This window comes from Dyella sp. PARNA 12/25, assembly GCF_055702865.1.
Window position 1 is genome coordinate 112854 of record NZ_JBVQCI010000007.1, and the last position, 22902, is coordinate 135755.

The 22902-nt window shown below is 57.7% G+C and carries 17 protein-coding genes; 9 read left to right on the forward strand and 8 right to left on the reverse strand.

Annotation, left to right across the window (positions count from 1 at the left end; translation table 11 throughout):
- Positions 1–50 precede the first annotated feature (50 nt).
- The 6 genes from AC0GUR_RS14545 to rfbB form a co-directional block, all read right to left on the reverse strand.
- Positions 51–1742: a Wzt carbohydrate-binding domain-containing protein gene (locus tag AC0GUR_RS14545; RefSeq protein ID WP_472878212.1), complete on the reverse strand. Its 1692-nt coding sequence runs from the start codon at positions 1740–1742 to the stop codon at positions 51–53.
- Between the two features lie 532 nt (positions 1743–2274).
- Positions 2275–3687, reverse strand: a complete 1413-nt coding sequence (locus AC0GUR_RS14550; protein WP_472878213.1) for a mannose-1-phosphate guanylyltransferase/mannose-6-phosphate isomerase — start codon at positions 3685–3687, stop codon at positions 2275–2277.
- Between the two features lie 6 nt (positions 3688–3693).
- Positions 3694–4629: a dTDP-4-dehydrorhamnose reductase gene (gene rfbD / locus AC0GUR_RS14555; RefSeq protein ID WP_472878214.1), complete on the reverse strand. Its 936-nt coding sequence runs from the start codon at positions 4627–4629 to the stop codon at positions 3694–3696.
- Positions 4626–5183, reverse strand: a complete 558-nt coding sequence (gene rfbC / locus AC0GUR_RS14560; protein WP_472878215.1) for a dTDP-4-dehydrorhamnose 3,5-epimerase — start codon at positions 5181–5183, stop codon at positions 4626–4628. The genes rfbD and rfbC overlap by 4 nt, the downstream gene beginning before the upstream one ends.
- Positions 5180–6067: a glucose-1-phosphate thymidylyltransferase RfbA gene (rfbA, locus tag AC0GUR_RS14565; protein WP_472878216.1), complete on the reverse strand. Its 888-nt coding sequence runs from the start codon at positions 6065–6067 to the stop codon at positions 5180–5182. Before rfbA ends, rfbC begins: the two co-directional genes overlap by 4 nt.
- Entirely contained in the window at positions 6064–7134 is a 1071-nt protein-coding gene (gene rfbB / locus AC0GUR_RS14570; RefSeq protein WP_472878217.1) for a dTDP-glucose 4,6-dehydratase, read from the reverse strand. Before rfbB ends, rfbA begins: the two co-directional genes overlap by 4 nt.
- A gap of 251 nt (positions 7135–7385) precedes the next feature.
- On the opposite strand from rfbB, the gene AC0GUR_RS14575 reads away from it, so the two are divergent.
- The 9 genes from AC0GUR_RS14575 to AC0GUR_RS14615 all read left to right on the forward strand — a co-directional run bounded on the left by AC0GUR_RS14575 (position 7386) and on the right by AC0GUR_RS14615 (position 19162).
- On the forward strand, positions 7386–8552 hold the full coding sequence (locus AC0GUR_RS14575) for a trans-sulfuration enzyme family protein (protein WP_472878311.1): 1167 nt from the start codon (positions 7386–7388) through the stop codon (positions 8550–8552).
- A gap of 321 nt (positions 8553–8873) precedes the next feature.
- On the forward strand, positions 8874–9980 hold the full coding sequence (locus tag AC0GUR_RS14580; RefSeq protein ID WP_472878218.1) for a glycosyltransferase family 4 protein: 1107 nt from the start codon (positions 8874–8876) through the stop codon (positions 9978–9980).
- A gap of 30 nt (positions 9981–10010) precedes the next feature.
- Positions 10011–10805 carry an ABC transporter permease gene (locus AC0GUR_RS14585; protein ID WP_472878219.1) on the forward strand — a complete coding sequence of 265 codons (795 nt, stop codon included), beginning with the start codon at positions 10011–10013 and terminating at the stop codon, positions 10803–10805.
- Entirely contained in the window at positions 10802–12094 is a 1293-nt protein-coding gene (locus AC0GUR_RS14590) for an ABC transporter ATP-binding protein (protein WP_472878220.1), read from the forward strand. The genes AC0GUR_RS14585 and AC0GUR_RS14590 overlap by 4 nt, the downstream gene beginning before the upstream one ends.
- Position 12095: 1 nt before the next feature.
- Entirely contained in the window at positions 12096–13802 is a 1707-nt protein-coding gene (locus tag AC0GUR_RS14595) for a methyltransferase domain-containing protein (RefSeq protein WP_472878221.1), read from the forward strand.
- Positions 13799–14746, forward strand: a complete 948-nt coding sequence (locus AC0GUR_RS14600; protein WP_472878222.1) for a GDP-mannose 4,6-dehydratase — start codon at positions 13799–13801, stop codon at positions 14744–14746. Before AC0GUR_RS14595 ends, AC0GUR_RS14600 begins: the two co-directional genes overlap by 4 nt.
- On the forward strand, positions 14743–15720 hold the full coding sequence (gmd, locus tag AC0GUR_RS14605) for a GDP-mannose 4,6-dehydratase (RefSeq protein WP_472878223.1): 978 nt from the start codon (positions 14743–14745) through the stop codon (positions 15718–15720). Before AC0GUR_RS14600 ends, gmd begins: the two co-directional genes overlap by 4 nt.
- 71 nt (positions 15721–15791) lie before the next feature.
- Positions 15792–16736, forward strand: coding sequence for a glycosyltransferase (locus AC0GUR_RS14610; RefSeq protein WP_472878224.1), 945 nt, complete (start codon positions 15792–15794; stop codon positions 16734–16736).
- A gap of 56 nt (positions 16737–16792) precedes the next feature.
- Positions 16793–19162 (forward strand): glycosyltransferase family 4 protein, encoded by a 2370-nt coding sequence (locus AC0GUR_RS14615; RefSeq protein ID WP_472878225.1) that lies wholly within the window; start codon positions 16793–16795, stop codon positions 19160–19162.
- 218 nt (positions 19163–19380) lie between these two features.
- Here the strand turns inward: AC0GUR_RS14615 and AC0GUR_RS14620 are convergent, their stop codons facing one another.
- Together AC0GUR_RS14620 and AC0GUR_RS14625 are read right to left on the reverse strand one after the other, a co-directional pair.
- The gene (locus AC0GUR_RS14620) at positions 19381–21504 is read right to left on the reverse strand and encodes a hypothetical protein (protein ID WP_472878226.1); all 2124 of its coding nucleotides are present in this window, start codon (positions 21502–21504) and stop codon (positions 19381–19383) included.
- A gap of 70 nt (positions 21505–21574) precedes the next feature.
- Positions 21575–22894, reverse strand: a complete 1320-nt coding sequence (locus AC0GUR_RS14625; protein WP_472878312.1) for a UDP-glucose dehydrogenase family protein — start codon at positions 22892–22894, stop codon at positions 21575–21577.
- Positions 22895–22902 lie beyond the last annotated feature (8 nt).

Consider the following 22902-nt stretch of genomic DNA (forward strand, 5'->3'; position numbering starts at 1 on the left):
TTCCCTGCGAATGGCTTAAGTGACAGGCCCCGCTTTGCCCCATTGCTCCGTTACACAACAGTGATGGGCAGAATCCGGCCGTTGACATCGTCCCGGTCGATAAACCAAGCAACGTGCTCTTGCACGAGTGAGGCTGCAAGGTAGTACTTTCCAGGTTCGCTGGGTAACTGGACGTGCAGGCACGTGAGCGCACTGGCGCCCGCGGCGAGGTCGCCTGGCAAATCTGTGCGTATGCCATCTGCGACTTCCACATTCCCGTCGTGGCCGAGCCAGCGATAGGAGAGCTTGACGGGATAGCGGCCACCCGACGGCCAAGTCTCCGTGCCACGGTTGGTCACTTTGACTTGTAGCAGCATGTTTGACTTATGCGGTACCAAGTCAACGGAAGACATCACGTCAAGGGAGGAATGAAACGTGGTCAGGGCCTTGCTGTTAGCCGCATTAAATGTGCGGGCGGAAAGGTTTTCCAGCACAGGTAGCTTGCGACACCACGCGGCATCTTCCGAGGCGTTGTCAATGGCAAGGTCAATATCGAGGAGGACCTTACCTTCGAAATGCTGGGTTGCATAAGCCAACGCATCAAAACGCGCAGCGGCATGACGCCAATGGTAGCAGCCATCGTAATGTGAGCTCGTGGGCATGAGCGCGGCATCGATGGTGTAGGCGCCGGGACCGAGGCGGTTGAGCGAGCTGAATCGAATGGTGTACTTGCCTGGCGCCAACGAATAGAGGTCACCGAGCAACAATGAATTGGTGCCGAAGGCTAGTGACCCCAGCTCATCCCTGATGGCAATACCGGCGCTGACTTGATCGAGTGCCTCGTGTGCCGTTACGTGGAGTAGTACGTCCATCATTTCGCCAGTCATGACCTGACCAGGGCCGGAAACCCGGCCCTGGACCTCGACGGCATGGATCACGCAACGCTGGTCCCCGAAATCCTGTTTGGGAGGTGAGGAGCAAGGCGTGGATTCCTGGTTGTCCTCGTTCGCGGCATCCGCGAGGTTGGGTTTAGTTTCCGCCGCGCTATTTGCAGACGATATGAAGCCCCGCCGGTCGCGCTTGAAACGGGCTTGTGCATACGAATAAAGGGTGATTTCGGGCTCGAGCAAGCTCTCGATGGCGCGACGCTGACTGTTCGTCAGGTCGTGCGCCTTCAATCGGCGCGAAGTGACATTGAGCTGATCCGCCCACGCCAACGGCCAACGAAATTTGGCGCAGAGCATGCTGCAGAAATCTTCCATGTCCTCCTGAACGCCAACGAGTGGGAACTGATCAATGGCTTTCATCGATGCCGCCAGTTTCTCGTCCACATTCAAGCGTGTTTGTGCGTCGGTGCCGAGCGGGTAGAGCATCTCCAGCTGTGCCATGGACGCATCGGGCGTCGACCGCGAGAGGTGCTCAACATAGGCGTCCAGATCACCTGCACGTCGACTGGCGTCGGCCAGCAAGTTATCAACGTCAAACTTGGTATAAAAATATTCGGAAAGAAAGCGGTCGACGGGATTCCTGAGTACCGTGACAGCTATGCGTTCCGCCGGGATCTTGTCGGCCTGGCGAGCAATGAAATGCCCGCTGATGACTGCCGCGTGACGCCATTGCAACAATGCCTCGTCCAGCATCATGCCCTGAAGGGCAGGGGTTACTGATTCTTCGCCCAGCTGGTCCACGAAGAAGCGGCGGAGCGCAGTTCCCCCGGTCTTCGGTACGTGCAGGTGCAATAGCTTTGTTGTTTGTTGAATCATTTCTAGGCCCAGTGGGTCTCTGCGAACGCTTACGAGGACGTCGTCGCTTTTGCGGCATGTACCATGCCGAGCTCGCGGTGGAATCAAACCCGCGGTTCTGGCGCAGTGAGGATTAACGCCTAGCCCAGAAGTACGTTGACGTCAGCGTAGCGTAAGGTACACGTAATTGAGACGCCGTGCGCACTTGTCGGTAAACGGCGCGTGCGGCGGACAAATGGCAGGGTTTTACAGAAGCAATGGCTGCCTCCTGGTAATGCCATCCATCTGATACAACGAGAAGAATGAGTGCGCTGCCGCGGTGAAAGTGGGCGAATGCTTTTCCGACCCGTGACGTCTACGTAGCCGACCTCGATGAGGGGTGCGCTAGAAAGCCGTCATTCTTGGCATGTTGTACCCGCACTGAGCGGGCCCATGGCGCTTCGTTCTTGCTTTTGCTGCACCGCGTCACTGTGCGGTGCAGCAGCCTTCCAGCGCCACAAAAAAAGCCGCGCAGGTCATGCGCGGCTTTTTTCGGTCGAGAAATGAAAGGGGGTCAGGACCGCCCGTAAACATCCTCAAAGCGAACGATGTCATCCTCGCCCAGATAGCTGCCTGATTGAACCTCGATAAGTTCCAGCGCCACTTTTCCGGGGTTACGCAGGCGATGCACACTTCCAAGCGGAATATAAGTGCTCTGGTTTTCGCCGAGCAGAAACACGCGGTCGTCACAGGTGACTTCTGCAGTGCCAGAGACAACGATCCAGTGCTCAGCCCGGTGGTGGTGTTTCTGCAGGCTGAGTGCTGCTCCGGGCTTCACGACGATGCGTTTGACCTGGAAGCGTTCCCCGGATTCGATAGAGTCATAGCTGCCCCACGGGCGGCGCACGATGCGGTGGAACGAGTGTTCGCTGCGGCCAGCTGCCTTCAATTCGTCCACTACCCGCTTGACGTCCTGCGCAGAATCGCGGTGCGCAACCAGCGTGGCATCCGGGGTCGTAACGACGATCAGGTTGTCTACACCCACCGTAGCCAGCAGGTGTCGTTCGTGGGAGCGCAGAAGGGAATTGCTTGTATTGACCGCGATGGTGTCGCCTTCACGCAAGTTGCCCTGGGCGTCACGCACGCCGGCAAGCCACAGTGCGGACCAGGACCCGATGTCGCTCCAGTCGCAAGTGACCGGAATGACGGCGGCACGGCGCGTCTTCTCCATCACGACGTAGTCGATGGAATTGTCAGGAACCTTGGCAAAGGCTTCCGAATCGATTCGCACGAAATCAAGGTCAGCCTGTGCCGAGGCGTGGGCGTGCCGCACCGCCTGAAGCATGTCCGGCGCATACAGTTCAAGTTCCTCGAGATAACGCGAGGCCTTGAAAAGGAACATGCCCGAGTTCCAGTCATAGCCGCCGTCAGCGAGATAAGTCTCGGCGGTTGCCAGCGCTGGCTTTTCGACAAACTCCGCGACCTGATAGGCGCCACCGTCAATCGCTCCGGCACGGCGGATATAGCCGAAACCGGTCTCAGGCCGATCCGGGCGAATGCCGAAGGTTGCCAGCCAGCCGGCGCGCGCCGCCGGCAATGCCATGTTTACGCCCTCGGTAAAGCTATCCGTGTCGCCAATCAGATGGTCGGCCGGTAGCACCAAAAGGATCGCTTCCGGATCGCGCTTGATAGCCTGAAGTGCCCCAAGCGCAATCGCCGGAGCCGTATTGCGAGCCACCGGTTCAAGCACGATCGTGGCGTTTCTGACGCCACTCTCAAGCAGCTGCTCGGCAGCAAGGAAGCGATGATCTTCGCTGGCCACCACGATCGGAGGGGCAACTTCGGGTAGTAGTCGGGTGCGCTCGACAGTCTGCTGGAACAGGGTGCCTTGCCCGGTCAACGACAGGAACTGTTTGGGCAGGTTTTTGCGGGACACCGGCCAAAGCCGGGTACCGCTACCGCCGCTGAGGATAAGAGGGATCAACATGGGTATTCACTGTCCAATGGATGCAAGTTCGTGCATGACCAGCTGGAGGCCGTCGCGCCACGAAGGAAGTGTAAAGGCGAATTGATGTTGGAACGCTCTATTGTCAAGCACGGAATATGCTGGACGCTTGGCCTGTGTGGGGAACTCAGTGGTTGTGATGGCCTGGATATGTGGTTGCCTGGTGGAAAGCCCCAGTGACTTTTCCAGTTCAAAAATGGCCGTGGCGAAGCCATGCCAGGTCGTCTCGCCGCTGGCAACCAGGTGATACAAGCCTTCCAGGGCGGGCCGCTGTTCCGCCGTGCTGCCTTTCCATTGCTGCAGCGCAGCTAGGGTTGCGCTGACGATTAGATCAGTGGAAGTGGGCGTGCCGTACTGGTCTGCGACAACGCTCAGCGATTCTCGTTCTGCACCGAGGCGGCTCATGGTGCGGAGGAAGTTCTGGCCATGCGTCGAATAGACCCAGGCGGTGCGGAAAATGAAATGGTGCGCACCGCTGGCGCGCAGTGCGTCCTCGCCGGCGAGCTTGCTACGCCCGTAGGCACCCAGGGGCGCGGTGGGCACATCTTCGGTGTACGGATGCGTACTAGTCCCGTCGAAAACGTAATCAGTCGAGTAATGCACGACCAATGCATGGTGTTGTCGTGCCCAATGCCCCAACATCTCGACGGATTCCCCGTTGACGCGAAGGGCGAGCGTTTCCTCGCTTTCTGCGCGGTCCACCGCCGTATACGCGGCGGTGTTGATAATGACGTCGGGTCGCACCCTGTCCAGTACGGCTGTAAGTGAGCTCGGTACCGTCAGGTCTATCGCCTCAATTTCGACGCCATCGAAGCGCCGACCATCACGACTGGCACTGGTCAAATTGCCAGTGGCGGCGAGTCCGCCTTGCAGAATAAAGCTACGTCCAAGCTGGCCATTGGCGCCGAGCAACAGAATGTTCATGGGGCGAACCCGGGGAGAAACTCAGCCGGAATGTCGCCCAATAACGGTGCCTTGCGGTCCTTGTCCGACAACAGTGGCTCACTGATGGGCCAGTCGACACCGATGGCGGCATCATTCCAACAGATCGCGCGGTCGGCAGCGGGTTCGTAAAGTGCAGTGCATTGATATGTGAACAGGGCTGCCTCGGAAAGCACGCAAAAACCGTGCGCGTAGCCTTCGGGAATCCAGAAATGCTTGTGGTTGTCGCCAGTCAGCATGACCGCAGTCCACTGGCCAAATGTAGGTGACCCGCGGCGTATGTCTACAGCAACATCGTAAACCTCACCCTCCAGCACGCTAACCAGCTTGCCTTGTGGGTTGGGCCATTGGTAATGCAGTCCTCGCAACACGCCACGGGCAGAGCGGGAAACATTGGTTTGCACGAAACGCGCGTCAATGCCGAGCTCGCGAAATTTCGCCTGATGAAAGCTCTCGTAAAAGTAGCCTCGGGCGTCACCAAAAACTCTGGGTTCGATCACCTGCACGCCTGGCAGCGAAGTCGAGCTCACTTTCATTGTGCAAAGCCCTGCGTTGCCAGGTCGTTCAGATATTGCCCATAGCTGCTTTTGATCAGAGGTGCAGCCAAGCGCTGCAATTGCTCACGGTCAATCCATCCATTGATAAATGCCACTTCCTCGGGGCAGCACACTTTGAGACCTTGACGCTTCTCGATGGTCTCGACGTAGTTGCCGGCCTCCATTAGTGATTCATACGTACCCGTATCCAGCCACGCATAACCTCGGCCCAGCTGCTCCAAGTGCAGATCGCCATCTTGCAGGTAACGGCGATTGAGATCCGTGATCTCCAGTTCGCCACGTGCCGAGGGTTTGAGCTCCGCCGCGTAGTCGCACGCCCTGTTGTCATAGAAGTACAAACCGGTGACGGCGTAGTGGGATTTGGGCATGGCCGGCTTTTCTTCCAACCCGATGACTCGTCCATTGCCGTCGAATTCCGCGACGCCGTAACGCTCTGGGTCCTTTACCCAGTAGCCAAATACAGTGGCGCCTGAATCGCGCGAGGAGGCCCGCTTGATGCGCTCAGTCAATCCAACGCCATAGAAAATGTTGTCACCCAATACCAGGCAGCTCGGGGCCCTGGCGATGAATTCGCGACCAATGAGAAAAGCTTGAGCCAGGCCGTCTGGTGAGGGCTGCACGGCATACTGAATGTTGATGCCCCACTTCGAGCCGTCCCCTAGCAGGCGTTGGAACAGGACCTGCTCATGCGGCGTATTGATCAGCAGGATGTCGCGGATGCCCGCCAGCATCAGGGTGGCGAGTGGATAATAAATCATCGGTTTGTCGTACACCGGTAGCAGCTGCTTGCTCACAGCCTGCGTAATCGGGTACAGCCGCGTACCGGAGCCACCGGCGAGGATCATGCCCTTCCTCGTACTCATGCCCCCATCCTCTCAAGGCGATAGCTGCCATCCAGGACTCGCTGCGTCCATGTCTGGTTAGCCAGGTACCAGTCCACTGTTTCCGTGATGCCCGTTTCAAAGGTCCGGGTAGGGCGCCAGCCCAGTTCACGCTGGAGCTTGCCCGAATCGATCGCGTAGCGGCGATCGTGGCCAGGACGGTCCCTGACGAACGTAATGAGTGATTCGCGGCTGATGCCATCAGACAACGGCTTTCGCTGGTCAAGCAAAGCACAGATGGTCTTTACCACCGAGATATTCTCGCGTTCCGCGTTCCCGCCGACATTGTAAGTTTCGCCGATGCGTCCGGCCTCCAGTACGCGTCGAATAGCGGCGCAATGGTCGCCCACAAACAGCCAATCGCGCACATTCAGTCCATCGCCGTAAACCGGTAGCGATGCTCCATGCAACGCCTTCTGGATAATTAGCGGAATGAGCTTTTCAGGAAACTGGAAAGGCCCGTAATTGTTTGAGCAATTGGTTGTAAGTGTCGGGAGTCCGTAAGTGTGATGAAACGCACGGACAAGGTGATCGGACGCTGCCTTGGATGCCGAATAAGGTGAATTCGGCGCATACGGCGTCGTTTCGGCAAATTTTCCGTCGGTGCCGAGTGAGCCATACACCTCGTCAGTCGATATATGCAGAAATCGAAACGCATGCCCTGATTGTTCGTGGAGCTGCTGCCAGTAGTCGCGGGAGGTTTCGAGTAAAGCGAGCGTTCCGACAACATTGGTGTCGATAAATGCTGCGGGCCCATCGATGGACCGATCGACGTGGGATTCCGCCGCGAAATTCACGATGGCGGAGGGCCGATGATCCTTCAGTAGCTGAGCTACCAGCGCACGGTCACCGATATCACCGTGCACAAATATATGTCGGTCATTTCCGCTGAGAGCAGACAGCGTGTCCAAGTTGCCGGCGTAAGTGAGCTTGTCCAGATTGACGACGCGCAAACCATCATCAATAGCCTGCAGCACAAAGTTAGCGCCAATAAAGCCTGCACCGCCAGTAACAAGGATGGTTTTCGGTTCGCTTTGTAAAATATTCATTTAGTCCCTATCAATGAAATCTCATTATCGGCTCCCCGATGGGCCGGCGGACAATGGGATACGGCTGCAGACATCGGTCAATGATGCCTGTTCTCGACCGCCTGACCAAGCAACGCCCCCCGGGGAAAAGCCGGTTTTATGCCTCCTTGCGTTTAACCTTCGTTCGAGGTCGGCGTATCGGCTGGGGTGACCAGAGGGTAAGATGTCTCCCCTTTATCTACCCGAGAGCCCTTACAGGGGGCGTGGACCTTATGAAGACCGGTGACAAGCGATCAAAGATGGGCCTCGGAACGTTGGCAATTCACGCCGGGCAAAGCCCCGATCCGAGTACCGGCGCGATCATGACGCCCATCTACGCTACCTCGACGTATGTCCAGGAAAGCCCGGGCAAGCATAAGGGCTACGAGTACTCGAGGACGCAAAATCCTACGCGCATGGCCTATGAGCGCTGCGTGGCAGCCCTTGAAGGGGGTAAGGCAGGCTTTGCGTTTGGCTCGGGCCTGGCTGCTGCGGCGACCACGTTGGACTTGCTGGACAGTGGCAGCCACGTGATTGCCATGGATGACCTGTATGGCGGTACCTACCGTCTATTCGAGCGCGTGCGTCGCCGTTCTGCCGGTCTGGACTTCAGCTTTGTCGACTTGAACGACGAGGCGGCGCTCAAGGCTGCCCTTAAGCCGAACACCCGGATGATCTGGGCAGAGACTCCGACCAATCCCATGCTCAAGCTCGTCGACTTGGCCAAGGTCGCAAAGTTCGCCAAAAAGCATGGCCTGATTCTGGTCGTCGACAATACATTCTGTTCGCCCATGCTGCAGCGGCCGTTGGAGTTCGGCGCAGACCTCGTTCTGCACTCTGCCACCAAGTATCTCAACGGTCATTCTGACATGGTGGGCGGCGTCGTCGTGGCCGGCAACGATCACCTGGCCGAGCAGATGGGTTTCCTGCAGAACTCGGTTGGCGCGGTGGGTGGCCCGTTCGATTCGTTTCTCGCGATGCGCGGCTTGAAGACCTTGCACCTGAGAATGAAGGCGCATTGCGAAAGTGCGCTGGAGCTGGCCCGCTGGCTTGAAGCTCACCCACAGGTCGAACGCGTCATCTATCCGGGGCTCAAGAGCCACCCCCAGCATGCGCTGGCCAAGCGCCAGATGGACGGGTTCGGCGGCATCATCTCCATGGAAGTGAAGGGTGGGCTGCGCAAGGCCAAGCGGATGCTGGAGCGCTGTCACCTGTTCGCGCTTGCGGAGTCTTTGGGGGGAGTTGAGAGCTTGATCGAGCACCCGGCGATCATGACTCACGCTTCCGTACCCCCGGCCAACCGAAAGCGACTGGGTATCAGCGACAGTTTGATTCGACTGTCGGTAGGTATCGAAGACATCAACGATCTCCGCGAAGAATTGCGCGTGGCGCTTGCCTGAGCCTCGGTCAAAGCCGTACTTATGGATAGAGCGGGAATGACATCGGCAAATGGCATGCGACGTATGTCGCTCGCACTTCTGGGCGCGATCAGTCGCTTTGGTACGACGTCGCTGTATCCCAAACTATCCGGCCTTCTGCCCAAGGGCCTGAAGGCACGTGTGCACCGACTGCTGCTGGACGCCGCAGTGGGGCAGCAGTCCGAACTTACTCTACCCACGGAATCGGACCATGCCCGAGCGGCTGCTCCGTTGCCAGCGAAGCAGCCAGGCGATTCGCGACCGGATGAGCCGCAAGGACATGGCGTCAATCTGATTGGCTACGTGCGCGGCGGCCTGGGACTGGCCGAGAACATTCGCTCTTTCGCGAGAGCGTTGCGCGCCAGGCGTTTTCCCTTGGCGTTGATCGATGCCAACGTGATTGAAGCGAGCCGCAACATCGACGACTCGCTCGTTCCGGATGTTGAGAAGGAAGCTCGACACGAGATCGACATCTTCTTCGTCAACCCCGATCAGTTGAGTGAAGCCATGGATGCGCTTCACGGAAGCCGTGCCCGCTATCGCATTGGTTACTGGTTCTGGGAGCTTGAAGACATTCCGCAAGAATGGTTGCCGGCCATCGATAAGGTTGATGAGATCTGGGTGTCGTCAGAGTTCGTCAAAGCCGCTTTCGCAAAGGTGACCCAAAAGCCCATCACGCTGATACCCATGGCGGTGGAAGTCGACACGAGCCATCTACCGGGGCGGCAGGTTGGGGGCAAATCAGGGCCCTTCACTTTCCTTTTCAGCTTTGACTTCCATTCCTATATCGAGCGGAAGAATCCAATAGCATTGATCGAAGCTTTTCGCCTGGCTTTCCCCGTCGAAAGAACAGACGTACGCCTGATCATCAAGTCGATCAATGGCGAAGTTTTTCGGCGACAGTACTACGAACTCCTGTCCAAGGCTGCGGGTGACAGTCGGATCGTTACCAGCGATGGCTTCATGTCACGCCAGCAGATGCTTCAGCTGGTGAATGGGGCTGACGCGTACATATCCCTGCATCGTTCGGAAGGGTTTGGCCTGGGGTTGGCAGAGTCGATGTACTTGGGCAAGGCCGTCATCGGGACAGGCTACTCCGGCAACCTCGAGTTCATGAAGCCCGATAACAGTTGTCTCGTGGACTTCTCCATGACTCGCCTGAAACAGGGTGATTACGTCTATGGTGAAGGGCAGTACTGGGCGAACGCCAACATCGAAGACGCTGCGCGACACATGCGCAAGCTCGTCGATGAACCTGCTTACCGGGATGCGCTGGGTCGTCGGGCGGCGGACTACATGCGGTCTCACCATTCGCACAAACGAAGCAGCGAGGCGGCGGTTCAACGGTTGCAGCAGATCCAGCAGGAGCTCGGCCTGGAGATTTCTGCCACCCAATTTGGGGAGCAATGAAGAGATGTTTGTTAGCGCGGAAGAGCATTCATGAACGAGATGCTTGAGGCTGTATGGCGTTATCGCCATTTCGTGGTGTCGTCGATCAAAAATGATCTGCGCTCGCGTTTCGCCCGAAGCAAGCTGGGCGCGCTGTGGATGATCCTGCAGCCGTTGGCGCAGGTCGCGATCTACTCGCTGGTGCTGTCGCGCATCATGTCGGCGAAGTTGCCAGGCATCACCAACCCTTACGCCTACTCGATTTATCTGCTGGCAGGTATGCAGGGCTGGTCGCTGTTCAACGAAATCGTCAGCCGATCGTTGACGGTGTTTGTAGACAATGGGCGCCTGCTCAAGAAGATTGTTTTCCCGCGAGTTTGCCTTCCGATCATTACGGTGGGTTCTGCTCTCGTAAACAACTTCATGCTATTCCTGGTGATGGTGGTGGTATTTGCCATGCTCGGTCATTTCCCGGCAGCTGCGCTACTGTGGATGCCCGTGCTCATGCTGCTGACGGCGGCTTTTTCGTTGGGCCTCGGTCTTCTGCTGGGCGTACTGAACGTGTTCGTGCGCGACATCGCCCAGTTCATGATGGTAGTCCTGCAGTTGTGGTTCTGGCTTACCCCCGTCGTGTACATGTCGTCGATCGTGCCTGCTCAGCTGCGCTCGCTCATGCAGCTCAATCCCATGTACTGGATTATCGATGGTTACCAGCAGACGCTGGTTTTCGGGCATAACCTAAACGCCATGAACTTCCTACCTGTAGTGGTTACCTCACTGGTGCTGCTGGTGGTTTCCTTCTTTCTGTTTCGCAAAGCGGCGCCGGACATGGTGGACGTGCTATGACGGATGCTGCTCTTACCGTAACGAATGTTGGCAAGTCCTATCGCGAGTACGGCAGCGAGTGGCGCCGTTTTGGCATGTGGTTTGGCTGGCGCTCTCCCCGCATCAAGGAACACTGGGTTCTACGCAATATCAGTTTCAACGTTCGCCGCGGCGAAGCGGTAGGCGTCGTCGGGCAGAACGGTGCGGGTAAAAGCACGCTGCTGAAGATCATCACCGGCACACTGGGCGCGACCGAAGGCAGCGTTGCAGCGAGCGGCAGAATTGCAGCCATTCTTGAGCTTGGCATGGGCTTCAATCCCGATCTGACGGGTCGCCAGAATGTCGAGCACAGTGCGGGGCTGATGGGCTTCTCGCGTGGCCAGATCCAGGAGTTGATGCCCGAGATCGAGGCATTCTCCGAGATCGGTGAGTACTTCGATGAGCCGATGAGAACCTATTCCAGCGGCATGCAGATGCGCGTGGCTTTCAGTCTCGCCACTGCCGTGCGCCCGGAGGTGCTTATTGTCGACGAAGCATTGTCTGTCGGCGATGCGTACTTCGTGCATAAATGCTTCAAGCGTATTCGTCAGTTTCGCGAAGAGGGAACCACGCTGCTTATCGTGTCTCACGATAGAGGAGCGATACAGGGTCTTTGCGACCGGGCAGTCATGCTCGAAAAGGGCCGGTTGATTGCGGACGCCTCGCCGCAGGAAGTGCTCGATCTCTACAACGCACTGATTGCTGAGAAAGAGAACGGCTCTATTCGCCAAGTCAGTTCTGCCGACGGCCAGGTGGCAACGGTCTCGGGCACCGGGGAGGCCAGCATCGAACGTATCTGGCTACAAGACGAGCAGGGCCGACCGCTGGAATACATCGGCGTAGGAGATCCGGTTGACCTGGTGATCAGGGTACGCGTGAATGCACCGATCAGCAGTCTTGTCATCGGCTATATGATCCGGGATCGGCTTGGTCAGCCCATGTTTGGCACAAACACGTCGTATGCCGAACAGGTGATCGAAGATGCTCGCCAGGGCGACGAGTTTGATCTGCATGCACGCTTCGCCATGAATCTTGGCGTAGGCACCTATTCAGTTTCCGTCGCGTTGTCGAGCACCGAAACGCATTTGGTTGATAATTTTGAGTGGCGCGATCTGGCCCTCATCTTCACCGTGGCCAATACGCAACGTACTCCGTTTGTTGGGTCTTCGTGGATCCCACCAAGGATGAGTATCGACTGCAATGGCAAGCACATGTCTTCAGAGCCTTTGCTGGAGGCTCAGGATGGCCCCCGGCTGGTGACTGGGCGGTAATGTGCTGGAAGGCGGCGCATTTTCAAGATTCGAGGAAAGATGCATGAGTGATAACAAGCAGTCGAACCCCGACCGCGTTGCGGAGCCGGCGCCGGTATTTCCCGTGAATGCCTCCTTGTCCATCGACGAGCTCATGGGTCGTGTGCGCGCTGAGGTTGAGCGTCGTCGCACTTTGCTGCAGGAGGAGGGGGCTGGTGACAGCGCGGACCAGCGACCTCTCCCGCGCTGGGGTGGCTTTGGCTCCAGGCTGCCCATCAAGGACAGTTATTCCCTCGGTGAATTTCTGCAGCTGTGGGACGAGGAGTTTGTTACGACCGTATACCGGGCCGTCCTGCGCCGCCCTCCGGATTCCGCTGGCTATAAGGCGCAACTCGATGCTTTGCGCAGTGGTCAGCAGAATCGCGTGCAGCTGCTTGGCCAGATGCGTTTTTCGGAGGAGGGGCGGCGCCAAGGTGTTCACATCGATGGTTTGCTGATTCCTTACCGGCTGCAGAGTCTTCGTCGCATTCCATTCGTGGGCCGTCTGGTTGCACTGGTTCAGACGCTGGTACGTCTTCCCATGCAATTACAGTCGTTGGCTACGAACTCCGGACGATCGTCCCAGGCATTGGTTGGCCTGGTTGGTCGCATCGAAGAGAGTATTGAGCAGCATTTTCATGCCATCCATGCGGACATCGCCGAGCGTGCCAAGGCCTCAGTGCAGAGCCTGGTTCAAGCCAAGTTGAGCGAGCTTGAAAAGGAACTGGTCCCGATGCCCGGCAAGCTCACAAGCCTGGACGCGCAATTGGACGCCTTGCGTGCCGACATTAATCGCTGGAATGGCATTGATTCCAATGTCGTACGGGCCCTTATCGAACAGCGGCTGGTAAGCCGTGCTGCTCACGACTTGCTCTCCGCATCGGTCAATGAGAATCGTCGCGGACTGGTTGATTTGCAAAGGAAGCTCATGGCGCTGGCGGAGTCGAGCGTGACACGTGACCCCCTCGCAGCGAATGGGAATGCAGACGCAGTCGCGGCGTCTGCGTCCATCCTTGATGCGGAGTACGCCTCATTCGAGGACACTTTCCGAGGTGAGCGAGGCGATATCAAGAAGCGCGCTGAACATTACCTCGACCATCTCGCTGAAGCCGATATCACGCCATCTTCTGGTTTGGTGGTCGACCTTGGATGTGGCCGTGGGGAATGGTTGGAGCTGCTGCGCGAGCGTGGCTATCAGGCGCGTGGTGTCGATCTGAATCCGGTCATGCTTGACGACTCGAGGTCCCACGATCTTGATGTTGTGGAAGCGGACGCGTTGACCTATTTGCGTGGTCTCGCAGATGTTTCGGTGGCTGCCATTACGTCGATGCACCTCGTTGAGCACCTGCCGCAGTCAGTGCTGATCCAATTACTTGACGAGGCATTGCGTGTCCTCAAGCCCGGCGGATTGCTGGCGCTTGAGACGCCGAACCCCGAGAACATCACGGTGAGCGCCTGCTGGTTCTATTTGGATCCAACGCATCGCAATCCCATTCCGCCGGCTTTGTTGCAGTGGACGGTGACCAATCGCGGTTTCGCAGATGCAACCGTTCACCGTCTCAAAGAGCATCGTGGTATCTCGACGCTGGAGCCGATGTTGGTGGATCAGCCTGGCGCAACGCAGGTCAATGAGATGCTCGGTTGGTTTACGGCTGCACCGGATTACGCCATCGTGGCTCGAAAAGCATGATCGCCCCTCTCTCTCCACCCTTGGACAGGCCTGCGAGGCTCTATGTCACCGGCGGTACCGGCTTTGTCGGAAGGCATGTGGCCAATCTGGTGGCCGAAGGTGCGTTCGGGGCCTGCGAGCTTGTTACTGCTTCACATGGCTTGGACATTCGTGATGCAAAGGCCGTCAGGGATGAGCTTTTCAAGGTAAAGCCCGATCAGGTCATCCATTTGGCGGCACGCAGTTTCGTGCCCGCCTCTTTCACCGAGCCGCAGGAGACCTTGGAGGTAAACCTGCTTGGCACGCTGCACATACTGGAAGCCCTCAAAGAGCTCGAGTTCAGCGGTAGGATGCTCTACATAAGCTCTGGCGATGTCTATGGTGCGGTGCCTGAGAACGCCTTGCCTGTGGACGAGACTCGCCCGCCGGCACCCAGGAGCCCTTATGCGGTTAGCAAGGTATCTGCGGAGCTACTGTGCAAGCAGTACCACCTGAGCGCCGGACTCGATGTGGTAGTTGTGCGCCCCTTCAACCATATTGGACCTGAGCAGCATGAGCAGTTCGTCGTGCCGGGGTTTGCCAAGCAAGTGGCTCGCATTGCCCGGGGCCTGCAGCCTCCAGTGATCGAGGTCGGGGATATCGACGTTACCCGCGATTTTTGCGACGTGCGGGACGTGGTGCGTGCGTACGCAATGCTTTTGCGTTCGGGTCGTGCTGGAGAGATCTATAACGTTGCATCGGGTAGCGAGATCAAGGTTCGTGAGATCTTGCAAAAGCTGTGCGGGTTTGCCGGCATTTCCCCGGAAATTGTCCAGGATGCATCAAGGTTGCGCCCGAGTGAGCAGCGCCGAATGGTGGCGAGTGCGAAAAAGTTAAGGGACGACACCGGGTGGCAGCCAGTCATCTCGCTTGATTCTTCACTACAACAAATTCTCGAATCATTTAGGACGAAGGTTACGCAATGAGCAAAAGTGCATTGATCACCGGCATCACCGGCCAAGATGGCGCCTATCTCGCCAAGCTGTTGCTGGAGAAGGGTTACAAGGTACATGGCATCATGGCGCGTCGTGGCTCCGACAGTCTTTGGCGCCTGCGCGAGCTGGGTGTTGAGCGCGATGTATCTTTGATCGACGGTGACCTCACCGACGTCACCTCGTTGATCCGAGCCATGGAAACTGCCCGCCCCCAGGAGGTTTATAACCTGGGTGCGCAGAGCTTCGTTGGCACGTCATGGTCGCAGCCCATTCTTACCGCTCAGGTGACCGGCGTCGGCGCCGTCAATGTGCTTGAGGCCGTGCGTATCGTTGACGCCAAGGCACGCTTCTACCAGGCGTCCACCAGCGAGATGTTCGGGCTGATCCAGGCCGCGAAGCAAGATGAGAATACGCCGTTCTATCCCCGTAGTCCTTACGGGGTGGCGAAGCTGATGGCGCATTGGGCAACGGTCAACTATCGCGAGAGTTTTGGCCTGCATGCTTCCAGCGGCATCCTTTTCAATCATGAATCGCCGCTGCGTGGTCCTGAATTCGTCACACGCAAAGTGACGCAAGCTGTGGCGCGCATCAAGAAGGGCCTGCAGAAGGAACTGCGCCTTGGCAATATCGATGCGCAGCGCGACTGGGGTTTTGCCGGCGACTACGTAGAAGCCATGTGGGCCATGCTGCAGCAGGATAAGGCAGACGACTACGTCGTTGCCACCGGCACCACGACAACGGTCCGAGACATGTGCGAGATCGCCTTCAAGCACGTGGGTCTCAACTATCAGGACCACGTCGTCATCGATCCGGAGTTCTTCCGTCCTGCCGAAGTGGACATCTTGCTGGGCAACCCGGCGAAGGCAAAGGCACACCTGGGCTGGGAACCGAAGACGTCTCTCGATCAGCTTATTGCGATGATGGTCGATAGCGACCTGAGGCGCTTGGAAGCCGTGGATTCATGAAAGTAGCGGTAGTCACCGTTCGCCCGTCGTCAGGTGAAGAGGGCGGGGCGGAGCGCCTGTACCAGGCACTGGTGCAGGCGTTTGTCGATCTTGGTCACCAGGCTGACGAGGTGACCTTGACGACTGACGAGTCGACGTTCGATCGCATTCTGGAGAATTACCTCCATTTCTATGATCTGGACCTGTCCGAATACGATGTCGTCGTGTCGACGAAAGCGCCGACGTGGATGGTTCGCCATCCACGACAGGTGTGCTATCTGATCCATACGATTCGCGTCTTCTACGACATGTTTTCGCGCGCCTTCCCCAACGCGCCCCGCAGCGTGCAGCAGCAGCGAGAGCTGATTCATCTGCTCGACACCAAGGCGTTGGCGCGACCTGGCTGCAAAGCCGTGTTTTCGATCGGGCATGAAGTGTCGGATCGGCTGCTCAAGTGGAACGAGATCAAAGCGGGCGTCATGCATCCGCCGCTTTGGCAGAACCCTTTTCACGCTCAACCATCCGAGCCGTTTCTTTTCCTGCCCGGAAGGCTGCATAGCTGGAAACGGACGCATTTGGTGGTCGACGCCATGCGGCACGTGCGAAGCCCATTGCGCCTTGTGCTGGCGGGCACCGGTGAGGCAGAAGCGGATCTCAAGCGGCTCGCCATGGATCTGCCCAATGTGAGTTTCCTGGGCCGGGTGTCCGAGGAAGTGCTGGTCGATCACTATGCGCGCTGTCTGGCCGTTCCATTCACGCCACAGAATGAGGACTACGGGTACGTTACGCTTGAGGCTTTCGCCAGCGGCAAGCCTGTCGTCACGTGTGAAGATTCTGGCGAAGCCGCGTTAATTGTTCGACAGCAAGAGGGAGGGCTGATTGCAAAGCCAGATCCGAAATCCATTGCTGCCGCGATTGACTGGTTGTACGAGCATCCGGAAGAGAGCAAGACGATGGGCCAGCGCGGGCATGAATGGGTAAACAGTTTGCGTTGGTCCCAAATTGCGGAAACGCTGCTGGCGGCAGCCCATACGTAGCCCTTGGGGTCGGGGATTGTAGTGTTCGACTATTGATACGCGAGATGGATCAGGACGTGGCCAAGCAACTCAAGGTGGTAATTGTCGACATGCAGCCCATCACCCCAGCCGTGGGTGGGGGGCGGCAGCGGCTGCTCGGTCTGTACCATGGGTTGGGTCCGAAGGTCGATGCGGTCTACGTTGGTACTTACGACTGGCCCGGTGAATCTTTCAGGGATCAGCAGCTCACGTCGGCATTGCGGGAAATCTGCGTCCCTCTAAGCGACGCCCATCACCGCGCTGCGCGCGATACCGCCATCTCGATGGATGGTCGCGGGATGATCGATATTGCGTTTCCTGCGCAGGTTCATCTTTCGCCGGAGTACCTTTCCGTGGCCAGACGCGAGATGGCCGATGCTGACGTCGTGATTTTCTCGCACCCTTGGTGTTACCCGCCCCTTTCCACTGATCTGCGAGCCGATCAGTTGGTTGTTTATGACGCTCATAACGTCGAGGCGGTTCTCCGTGTTTCGCTGCACGACGATTTGCCCCAGGCCGCAGCGTTGATGAAATCGGTCGTCGCCACAGAGGCTGCATTGCTGGAGCGCAGTGACCTCATCTACTGCTGTTCGGCGGAGGAAGTTGCGCTGTTCCAGCGCATATTCGAGGTGCCGATCACCAAGCTGCGCATTGCGCCGAACGGCACGTTTACTGCGCCGTTCGCGAACGACATGCTGGAGCTTCGCCGCAAGGCCCGCGCATCGTCACCCAACCGGCAGGGACCGGTGGTTGTGTTTATGGGGAGCCAGTACGGACCCAACGCGGAAGCTGGGCGATTCATCGTCGACGAACTGGCACCGCACTTGCCGGGGGTGACCTTCTTGCTTGTGGGGGGCGTTGGTGAGGGGCTCACGGCGACGGCTCTACCCAACAATGTGGTTTGCACCGGCGTCGTCGACGATGAAGCCAAGTGGCGGCATCTTCTTTCGTCGGATATCGCGATCAATCCGATGTTCTCGGGTGCCGGCACCAATGTGAAAATGTTCGATTTCATGGTGGCCGGGCTTCCTGTGTTGACCACGGCTGTCGGTGCGCGCGGCATATCGGAGCAGACCACCGAAAAGGGCGAACTGGTTCTGTCCGATCGTCGCCAATTCCTGGCGAAGCTGCAGGAGATGGTCAACCAAACCATTGACCCAGAGCGGCGATTAGCTAGCTACGCGTTCGTGCAACGGAGATTCAGCTGGGAGGCAATCTCGCTGACCTTGGGTGACGAACTTCAGTGGCACGTGAGCTCACGGCAGGCGTCTCGGACGCCGGTTCTGATGGTTTCCACATGGGGTGTCGCCTGTGGCATCGCAGAGCACGGTCAGTATCTGGCGAGCGGCCTGAGGGACGCGGGTGCCGACCTTGTTATTTTTGGCAATGAGCTAAATGGGCATGAGCCTCTGGGCGTTGGTCCGGATCTCAAATTTCCAGTGGTTCGAGGTTGGCGCTGGGACAACAAGTACTGGCGCGAGAGCGGGGCGAATCGCGATCTCTTTGAGTCGACCCTGGATTCTTTGAAGCCGCGCATTGTGATTATGCAGCACCACACGGGTTTCATGCCCATTGGCGAGTACCACGGCCTGGTTGAGGCAGCGGTTCAGCGAGGCATCCCCGTCGTTTTTGAATGCCACAACGCCAGTCGTCTTGCGCAGGGTGAAGTAGAGTTGCTGCGTGAATCGGGCGCAACGATCACCGTGCACAGCACAAGGGAGGCAGAGCGGTTTGGTAACGCGCCGGACATCACGGTTCTGCCGCTCCCGGTAAGAATGCATACCAGAAGCGACGCTGTGGAAGAGGCATTGGCACCCAAAGCAGGTCCCGTAGTTGGTGGCTTTGGCTTCTTCCGAGAGTACAAAGGCATCGATATTACTCTTGAGGCCATGAAGCTATTGCGTCGACGACATCCGAATCTGCGATATCGGGGTTGGCACGCGATCTATCCCGGCGAAGAGAATTCCGAGTTTGTGGTTAAGTGTTTGGAGATGGCAAGAAGGCCGGGCCTGAAGGATGCCGTGACACTCGAAACATCGTTCGCTGAAATCGAAGATGTCATCGAGGGTTTGTCGCAATGCGATCTTGTGGTGCTGCCGTATGCGGACTCCCATGAAGGGGCCAGCGCCTCCGCGAACATGGCGCTTGCTGCTGGCGCCCCTTTGGTGATCTCGACCTCCGGCATCTTTTCGAGCCTTCAGCACGTTGCCAAGGTCGTACCGCAGCGCACAGCAAAAGCGTTTGCCAAAGCGATGGAAGAGTTGCTCAATGACGACGCCAAGCGATCAGACCTTGCTGAGAAGGCACAGCATTGGTCTGAGGCTAATAGCTACCCGTCGATGGCTCGTAAGCTGCTGGACTGGGCTCACGAAAGGAATGGTCGCTCCATGTCTGGTAGCGTGACCTAAGCCTAGCGCCGGCTCTACTTCTGCTGCCATCCTGTGGCCAATCTATGGGGTGCGAGCAAAAGCGGCTTGCGGCTGACTCTCCAGCGTATCCATTGGCGAGTCGGCAAGGACGCGCGTTTGCGTTTCGCACACCAAGTCCGCGCTTTCAGTGGTCTTTGGGCCACCGAGAGCACGGCATAAATGGAATGGCTTGCTGACTCTGGTCGACTGATTGACTGCTAGTAGCTGGGTGTTCCATCGGACTCAATCTCGATGGTTCCATCGCCAGTTACAACGATAGCCTTCGCGCTGCGCGCTATCGGCATTCCATGCTGATGGAACCAGAGTACGTTCTCCTGCACGATACTGGACTCAATGAAGTACTTGCCAGGCTCTCGTGGCGGGATGACGACCACGTCGACCGAGGCATGTTCACCCGGCGCCACATCCGAAGTCAGATCCTTTCGCGCATCCCAGTGATCAAAGGCTCCAAGTTCCTGGTGCGCGGGAGCGGTTCTCCAGGAGAATCGGATCGGATGATCTTCGTCGGAGATCGAGTGCAGCGTATCGCCGGAATGATTGTCAGCCTGTAGCGTCACGACCAGCTTTCCATCAACGATCCTCGGATTGACGACGCTCAAAGTGGTGCCAGCTACAGTCTGTTCTGGAACGCTTCCGCTGAAGTGAGTTCTTTTTGCGAGAACTGGGAGCGGCGTGCACGAGCTTTGGCTACCCAAAATGACGACGCGACGAACTAGCTGGCTGTATTCCTCATAGTTGATATTCGCGAACGAAGCGTAATTGGCCAAACGGTTGTTGACCACGTCGCATACAGTGGGCGCCGGATCAGCGAACGCTTTAGGAACGCTTCCCGAGTAGCCATTCAGTGTCGCGCGGTTGACGTGGGCTACGAGGCGCATGCCATCGAGCTCGTTGGCAAATGGATAGCCGCCATCATTCCGTGGTGGAACGTAGATGATGGCATTCTGCGGCAAATGGGGGGGGACTAGCGACGCCAATGCATTGAGGCGCTGATTAAGCTCCTTAAGCGGCACGGTTTCAGTCACGTACGTCGCGTACTCGACGATCATGAACATCAGTAAGGCGGCAGCCGTCGTCTTCCTCGCAACCGAGGTTGCAGGTGAGGCTGTCAGCCAGTCGAAGCCTCGGCCCGCCATGAAGGCGACGGGGAATATCGTTACCAATCCTATGCGGCTCATGGCGCGAATGGCGTTTGCCAACGGAAGGTTATGGATCAGGAAATAAAGACTGTATCCATTGATGTCTAGCGTAAGAACCAGAAGGATCGCAAAAGCGCCTACTGCAATCTTCGTTGACCGATCCCAATTTGTTTTGATACCGATGCCGGCTAGTACGCATGCCGATGCGCCAAAGAACATCTGATGTTCCCAGCGCATTGGAATGTTGGTGATGTGCCCGCTAAGTTTTCCCCAGACCAGTGACCCGTCGGTCAGCAGATAACTCCCTGGTCGCGGCAGCATGCTCTGGATCTCGGCATATCCGCGGCTCAGCTGATAGAGGTGCGAATAGTGCATGTAGGGATAGAACATATATGCCAGCGCGACCAGGCAAAGTCCGACGATCGCCACGCTGACCACGTCCCTTTTGATCCAAGCATCTCGAATACTCGCTCCAATGGCCTGATGGGGGCGCGAGGCGCCAGCTTCGGGTTTCAGCACCGCGTGCATGATTGCGTAGGCAATCAACATCAGCGTGAGGAAGTAACCTAGGTAGATTGAGCAATAGAATTGCCAGGTGACCCACAAAACGAGAAGCGCCAGCTGTCGCGACGCCTTTGTTTCCAAGAGCCGTTGAGCGGCGAGGACGGCCAAGGGAATCGCAAAGCGGTATGAAAGCTGTGCGTGGCCGTGTCGTGCTGCCACGTTGAAAGCAAAGGTGAAGATGAACGAACCCACCGCGCTTCCCCGGTGGCTGACGCCGGATCGCCGCAATGCGTAATAGCAGCTGATGAAGTTCAGCGGCACAGCCAAGGAATACCAGCCGATGAACGCACCTTCCGGACCAAGTCCAAACAGGCGCAACAAGATGTAGGCAAAGCCCGTGCCGAAATGGTTGTCGCTGAACGTGAGCGTGCCCGGATACGGGTAAAAATAAGGCGGCGACCACAATGACGAATCCTTGCCGGTCACCCAGCGGAACAGGTGCTCAAGGATGTCGTTGTTGAACCTGGCATCACCCATATTGCCGGGTATGGCGCGAAGGAAATCCGATTGATGGAGCGTGATGCAGACGAAACCAAGCACCAGAAGGCACAAGGGCCAAAGGATTTCTCTGCTGGTCAGAGAAAAAGCGCTCTTTGGTTGGTGATCGGGGAGGTCCATGAAATACGTGCCGTTCGAGTTTTGATTACGACACCACCAACGTGGCATCGGCCATAGGTTGCGCGCTGGGTCAACGACCGATCGGGTAGTACTCGAAACCTTGTTCCTTCACGCTCGCCGGTTCATAGAGGTTACGCCCGTCGAAGATGACGGGCTCTTTAAGGAGGCTCTTGAGCTCTGAGAAATCGGGAGACCGGAATTCCTTCCATTCCGTCACGATGATCAAAGCGTCAGCGCCGGACGTTGCTTTAGAAGGAGCATTGACCAGGGTCACTCCCGGTGTATCGCCAAAGATGCGGTGTGCTTCGTCCAACGCAACCGGATCATAAGCAGACACGGTAGCGCCACGCGCCAGCAGATCGGCGATCAGTACGCGACTGGTTGCCTCTCGCATGTCGTCGGTGTTGGGCTTGAATGCCAGGCCCCACAGCGCAAAATGTCGCCCGGAGAGGCTTTCGCCAAAGCGCTTGCTGATCTTCTCCGCCAGTACGTGCTTTTGCGCATCATTGGCTTCTTCAACCGCCTTCAATACCTTCAGTCCATGGCCGGCGTCTTCGCCAGACTTGATCAGCGCCTTGACGTCCTTCGGGAAGCATGAGCCACCGTAGCCGCAACCTGCATAGAGGAAGTGGTAGCCGATGCGGGGGTCCGAGCCGATGCCGTGGCGCACCAGCTCGATGTCGGCGCCCAGCTTCTCAGCAAGCAGTGCCAATTCGTTCATGAATGAAATGCGCGTAGCCAGCATGGCGTTGGCAGCGTACTTGGTCAGCTCGGCCGAGCGCACGTCCATGATCACGAGCTTGTCGTGGTTGCGTTGGAATGGGGCATACAACGACTTCATGAGGCGCACACTGCGTTCGTCGTTGGCACCGATCACAATGCGGTCAGGCTTCATGAAGTCTTCAACCGCAGAACCTTCCTTGAGGAACTCTGGGTTGGACACCACCGAATAGCCGATCTGTACGCCGCGCTTGACGAGTTCTTCTGCGATTGCGGCCTGTACTTTGTCCGCCGTACCAACGGGCACGGTGCTCTTATCGATCACGAGCTTGTAGTCGGTCATCCGCCGGCCGATGTTTCGTGCGGCTTCAATGACGTACTGGAGGTCAGCGGAGCCGTCTTCGTCGGGTGGCGTACCTACCGCAATGAATTGTGCCGTGCCGTAGGCCACGGCACTGTCGATGTCCGTGGTGAAGTGGAGTCTACCGGCAGCCACGTTGGAAGCGATGACCTTGTCCAGCCCGGGTTCGTGGATGGGAACGCCGCCTTCCTGGAGGATACGGATCTTCTCAGGGTTAACGTCGAGGCATAGGACATCGTTGCCCATCTCGGCAAGACAGGCGCCAGTCACAAGGCCTACATATCCGGTTCCAACAACGGTGATCTTCATCGGTACAT

Coding starts and splice junctions, on each gene's coding strand:
- AC0GUR_RS14545 (WP_472878212.1), bottom strand. CDS start 1,742: ATGATTCAACAAACAACAAAGCTATTGCACCTGCACGTACCGAAGACC.
- AC0GUR_RS14550 (WP_472878213.1), bottom strand. CDS start 3,687: ATGTTGATCCCTCTTATCCTCAGCGGCGGTAGCGGTACCCGGCTTTGG.
- rfbD (WP_472878214.1), bottom strand. CDS start 4,629: ATGAACATTCTGTTGCTCGGCGCCAATGGCCAGCTTGGACGTAGCTTT.
- rfbC (WP_472878215.1), bottom strand. CDS start 5,183: ATGAAAGTGAGCTCGACTTCGCTGCCAGGCGTGCAGGTGATCGAACCC.
- rfbA (WP_472878216.1), bottom strand. CDS start 6,067: ATGAGTACGAGGAAGGGCATGATCCTCGCCGGTGGCTCCGGTACGCGG.
- rfbB (WP_472878217.1), bottom strand. CDS start 7,134: ATGAATATTTTACAAAGCGAACCGAAAACCATCCTTGTTACTGGCGGT.
- AC0GUR_RS14575 (WP_472878311.1), top strand. CDS start 7,386: ATGAAGACCGGTGACAAGCGATCAAAGATGGGCCTCGGAACGTTGGCA.
- AC0GUR_RS14585 (WP_472878219.1), top strand. CDS start 10,011: ATGAACGAGATGCTTGAGGCTGTATGGCGTTATCGCCATTTCGTGGTG.
- AC0GUR_RS14590 (WP_472878220.1), top strand. CDS start 10,802: ATGACGGATGCTGCTCTTACCGTAACGAATGTTGGCAAGTCCTATCGC.
- AC0GUR_RS14600 (WP_472878222.1), top strand. CDS start 13,799: ATGATCGCCCCTCTCTCTCCACCCTTGGACAGGCCTGCGAGGCTCTAT.
- gmd (WP_472878223.1), top strand. CDS start 14,743: ATGAGCAAAAGTGCATTGATCACCGGCATCACCGGCCAAGATGGCGCC.
- AC0GUR_RS14620 (WP_472878226.1), bottom strand. CDS start 21,504: ATGGACCTCCCCGATCACCAACCAAAGAGCGCTTTTTCTCTGACCAGC.
- AC0GUR_RS14625 (WP_472878312.1), bottom strand. CDS start 22,894: ATGAAGATCACCGTTGTTGGAACCGGATATGTAGGCCTTGTGACTGGC.